The organism is Candidatus Zixiibacteriota bacterium, assembly GCA_018820315.1.
Lineage (GTDB): Bacteria > Zixibacteria > MSB-5A5 > JAABVY01 > JAHJOQ01 > JAHJOQ01.
In genome coordinates this window covers 1-5,210 of the sequence record JAHJOQ010000160.1, presented here as the reverse complement: position 1 = coordinate 5,210, position 5,210 = coordinate 1, and the positions used below count along the sequence as shown (strand labels likewise).

3 protein-coding genes and 1 tRNA gene are annotated in these 5,210 nt (G+C 49.8%); all 4 read right to left on the bottom strand.

Annotation, left to right across the window (positions count from 1 at the left end; all coding sequences use genetic code 11):
- Positions 1 to 1,273 precede the first annotated feature (1,273 nt).
- Positions 1,274 to 1,888, bottom strand: a complete 615-nt coding sequence (gene clpP / locus KKH67_15700) for an ATP-dependent Clp endopeptidase proteolytic subunit ClpP (GenBank protein ID MBU1320620.1) — start codon at positions 1,886 to 1,888, stop codon at positions 1,274 to 1,276.
- Positions 1,881 to 3,149, bottom strand: coding sequence for a trigger factor (tig, locus tag KKH67_15695; GenBank protein ID MBU1320619.1), 1,269 nt, complete (start codon positions 3,147 to 3,149; stop codon positions 1,881 to 1,883). Before tig ends, clpP begins: the two co-directional genes overlap by 8 nt.
- A 19-nt stretch (positions 3,150 to 3,168) precedes the next feature.
- Positions 3,169 to 3,250 (bottom strand) — tRNA-Leu (locus KKH67_15690).
- A 322-nt stretch (positions 3,251 to 3,572) separates the two neighbouring features.
- A partial coding sequence (locus KKH67_15685; GenBank protein MBU1320618.1) for a hypothetical protein occupies positions 3,573 to 5,210 on the bottom strand: 1,638 nt, incomplete at its 5' end.

The following is a 5,210-nucleotide window of genomic DNA, read 5'->3' as shown; positions in this document are numbered from 1 at the left end:
TGGGACTCGGAACGTAAAAGGTACCCCCCTTCTGATCTGGGGGAAGAATGGAAAAAGGTTGATAAAGGAATGGTTCAAGAGCAGGTAAGTCGGAGTGAGCGTAGCGAACGGAGACTTACCTGCTCTACGCTCAAAACAGGTGGACACATTCCCCATATCCTGGTTGATTGTATTCGACGAAAAACATAACCACCGGGGACGGAGATATGTGTCCGATTGGATATTACACAAATATGCGACGAAGTAAAGACCCAAGATTGCTCCGCTACGAAATAGTCAGAGATGCCAGAGAGCGTGGAGTCAAACCTGCTGCCAGAGCATTCAATACGACTCCCAAGACAGTCCGTAAATGGCTGTCGAGATGGGAGCCGGGTTCCATGATGGGTCTGGAGGATCGAAGGAAAGGACCGAATAGCAAACGCTCTAAGATCGATCCGAAACAGAGAGCAAAGGCAATAAGGCTCAAAAAGAAGCTCAAATCATGGGGAGCTGAGAGAATCAGGCGAGAGTTTGACCTTACAATCTCAGAAAAGGCTATCCGTAAGATCTGGAAGGAGGAAGGTTTGCTGAGAAAGAAACGACGTAAGCACAAGACCAAGAACGACCTCAGAGAGATGAAGGCCAGATGGCGACTCTTCGAGCAGATCGATGTTGACACTAAGCATCTCTATGACATCCCTGAATACTTCATCCAGATGAGACGACATAAGCTGCCAAAGTATCAGTACACGGCCAGAGATGTCGTATCAGGATTGCAGTTCCTCGGATATGCCTCTGAGTGTACACTCACATGCGCCACACTCTTTGCTCAGATCATCATCGATCACCTCAAGATGTGTGGGGTCAATCTCGATGGCTCTCGTATCCAGACTGACAACGGAGGCGAGTTCGTAGGTGCATGGTCAGCTAAAGAACCCTCCAGCTTTACAAAGACTGTCGAAGCCGAAGAGGGACTCATCCATGACACTATACCTCCAGGAGCACACACATATCAGGCTGATGTCGAAACTGTGCACAGGATAATCGAAGACGAGTTCCTGGAGGTCGAACAGTTCAGATCAACTCAGAACTTTATCGACAAAGCAACCGCTTATGTCATATGGTTCAATGTCGCAAGAACCAACAGCTACAAAGGTTACAAAACTCCGTGGGAGATCATTCAGCAAAGAGACAAGAATATCAGTCCCAAAGTCGCAATATTGCCAGCCCTCTTCTTAGATAATATCTTCAAGTCTCAGCTTGTTAAAACTAACGCAAGGGGGTACCTTCATGTTCAGTATCCCTTTTTTTCGAAAACCTCGTCTATTAGACCGTACGCCTTTGCCTCTTCCGGCGACATGAAGAAGTTCCTGTCGGTGTCTTTCTCGATGGTTTCGATCGGTTGTCCAGTGTGCAGGGCGAGAATCTTGTTCAGAGCGTCTTTGTGCTTCTTGAACTCGATTGTCTGAATTTCGATATCGGTTACCTGCCCCTGCACTCCTCCAAGCGGCTGATGGATCATGATCCGTGAGTGTGGCAATGCAGCACGCTTGCCGGCAGCACCGGCTGTCAGAAGAACTGCGCCCATGCTCGCCGCCAAACCCATGCAAGTTGTTGCTATACTTGGTCTAATGAACTGCATGGTGTCATAAATCGCCATGCCGGCTGTCACCATCCCACCAGGACTGTTTATGTAGACGTTGATGTCCTTCTCGGGGTCTTCAGCCTCAAGAAACAGCATCTGCGCAATAACCAGGTTGGCTATGTTGTCATCAATCGGGGTACCGATAAAGATGATCCTGTCCTTTAGCAGGCGGGAGAATATATCATATGCCCTCTCACCCCTGCCGGTTTGCTCGACTACTATCGGAACGTACGGCATCTGATTCCTTTCTCTCATGCTATGCATCCACAATTTCTGAATTATCAAGGATGTAGCTCATGACCTTAGCTTCGAGAACAGTCTCCCTGACATCCTGAACTTTTTTGCTCTGCTCAAGCATTCGTCTGGCCTGATCTACAGTAATATTATACCTATCGGCAAATGTATCAATCCACTTATCAATATCGTCCTTTTCGACCTTGATTCCCTTCGATTCAGCTATTTCATACATGAGAATGTTCCATCGTATCATCCGAATGCCGACTGCACGGTATTTCTGCCTGAGCTCGGCCTCGTCGATTTTCTGACCCTTCTGCTGCTTTCTGAAATCCTCGACGACATCATCGAGATACGATTCCAGCAGCGATTGGGGCATCTCGAATTGATTGTGAAAGATCACCGATTTGATCGCCTGCTCGCGGATATCCTCCTGGATCTCCTTCTTGCGACGCATCTCGAGATCACTCTTGATCTTCGCCTTGAGTTCGTCGACCGACTTCAACTCCTCGCCGAATTTCTTGAAAAACTCATCATTCAGCTCCGGGGGAACTCTCTTCTTTACAGCGGTCACCCTTACTTTGAACTTGAGAGTCGATCCAGCAAGCGATTTCTCTGCATAGTCTGCCGGATAATCGACCGTCACCTCGCGTTCATCCCCAGCCTTTGTACCCACAAGTGCGTCGATAAATGAAGGCAGCGATGTCTCTCTCGACAACTCGACCGAGAAGTCCTTGAATTCAGATTCCTTCATTCTGTTGTCGGGATCGGAAATCTTCTCCATGTCGACAGTCAGGTGGTTGCCTTCCACCGCCGGCTCATCGGATGGTTCCAGCGAGGCATACATCTCAAGGATTGAACTGTAAGCCATCTCAGCATCAGCATCCGTTATGACTTCAGATGGTTTCTTAATCGTGAAACCATCGATTTTATCGAGCTTCACATCCGGTGCGACTTCAATACTCGCCGTGAATTTGATCGGCTCACCATCCTTGAAGTCCACCTCCGAAAGGACAGGCGGAGCGATCGGTGAGAGCTTGGCTTCCTTGATAATTTCCTGAAACGCGTCCTGAATAAGGGTTTCGCCGACTTCAGATCGCGCGTCGTTACCGAAACGTGACTTGACTACCGACATGGGCGCCTTGCCGGGGCGGAATCCGGGAATTTTCGCCTCTTTCTTCAGCATCCGAAAGACTTCATCGAACTTCTCATCGACTTTATTTTTTGGAATTTCGATATCGATAATCCGTTTACAGTCTTTTTCTTCGGTTATGTTATACGTGTAATCCAATGTTCCTCCCGTTAATATGTGCGAAAGAGGGGACTCGAACCCCTACGGCCGAAGCCACTGGATCCTAAATCCAGCGCGTCTACCAGTTCCGCCACTTTCGCAGGCGTAATTTAGCACCGCAATATACAATTTTAGAATCTCCCGGACAAGTCTTTTGCATGCACACGTTAACGACGCCGAAGGGACCATGGTTCCGAAGTCAAGGTATGAGATTGACAGCTCGGAGCAAGTGATTCAAAGTATTTGGATGCAATCTAACGCAGTTGGGTCGCAAGTTCTCTATGTCAATATCCCTGCGAATTTGACCTAAATGACTACAGGACTATGTTCACGGCTTCCGGAATCCGATCTGCTGTTAGAATTTGAGGACGGATCGCGACGAACTCAGCTGCTTTGAACTCAGAGTCTGGTTAAGCAGAGTCTCTATGTTTCAGTGGCCGGAACACTGGAGTCATCATATCGCGTGAATGCACTCAACAGCGCGAACACAACGCACGACGCAAAGACACCGAACACCGCCGGGTCAATCTGTTGGACAAAGCCGAATGTCTTCTCTCCCAACAGCGTCCAACTGTATTCCCCGTGCAGGTAGACAAACAGTCTGAACATCATTGTCAGGACAGTCGCAGCCAGCATAGTGATAAAGATGTTGTGGTTCAGTTTGCGCGAGCGACGTTTCCAGAGAACACCCAGCGTTACGGGCAAAATCACTGCCGGAGCCCAAACATGGTAGGTAAACAACAGCAAACCGATGATATCGGACCAGAGTATGGCGATCAGGATTGCGGTGAGCCCAAGCGCCGCTGTACAAATGCGCGCCAGCCGAAGCATGCGACCGTCGCCCATATCCTCCCAACCCAATTGGTGCTCAAAGAGATCCTTGACAAAGATAGCCGTGGCCGAATTGAGTGCTGAATCAGCCGAAGACATCACCGCCATCAGCAGCGCTCCGATGATCAGCCCGCCGATGATCGGGCTACCCAGTTGCTGCACCACTAATGGTAATGCCTGCTGGGGATCGATATCAGGGAAGTGGATGCGTGCGTAGAGCGCGATGAAGAAGAGAATGACCGGAAATGTGAAGGTCTGGAAGATGCCGACGCCTGCGATTCCCAGCTTGGTTTCTTTGACATTCTTTCCCACACAGTAGCGGGTGGCGTATCCTGGGGCAAAAGTCTCTCCCAGCAGAAACGCCAAAAATGTTGTTATTAGAAATATCCAGCCTTTGCCGCCATCAAGTTTGAAAAAGTCGGCAGGTATGGTACGGCTGCGTGTGAACTGATCAGGGTAGTTATCTTGCAGAATCGAGAGATTCAGGCGTTGCAAATCGCGATCGGCCGGATCCGCATGCAGCAACTCCCGGCTCTGAGCACTGAGTTGCAATTCGTGTAACCAAGGCTGAACACTCAAGTTTGCGTCATCGAGAGCCCGATTCAAGCCGTCGACCAGCAGTCGTTGTCGCTGATAGGAAAAGTGCGCGCAGCTATCCGGAGCCTGCAGTAATTGTTGCTCAGCCGGAGTGAATTGCGACCTGAGGAAAGCAGTCAGAGAATCATCACTTTGCGCAATGTGCCGACCCAGTGAAACCGGTTGCACCAAATCTACACTTCCGAATCGGTCCGGAACGAACTCGCCGGTTTCGGAATTGTAAGAGCTGCTTATGTCTGGAATGCAGAAGGCTAGTGTAATGGCAAAACCGAGCAACAGCACAACAAACTGGTAGACATCTGTATGAATCACGGCCAGCAACCCCCCCGCCGTGCTGTAAATTACCACCAGCAATCCGCTGATCAGAATCGCCCATCGCAGCAGATGTGTGGCGTCGGCAATCGAAGGCATGATCGCGGCAAGCACCGTTCCAAAAGCGGCCATTTGAGCCGCGATAATGAAGACGCTGAATAGGAGTGACAGGATTAGCATCACAAAGCGCGATTGTTCGCCGAAACGATGGCCGAAATAGCCGGCTACCGTGTAGAGGTCCAGCTTCCGGAACTGGGGTGCCACCACCAAGCCCGAGAAAATGAAGTGCAAGTAGCCGCCGGTAGATGTCAGCAACATCAG

Coding starts and splice junctions, on each gene's coding strand:
- clpP (MBU1320620.1), bottom strand. CDS start 1,888: ATGCATAGCATGAGAGAAAGGAATCAGATGCCGTACGTTCCGATAGTA.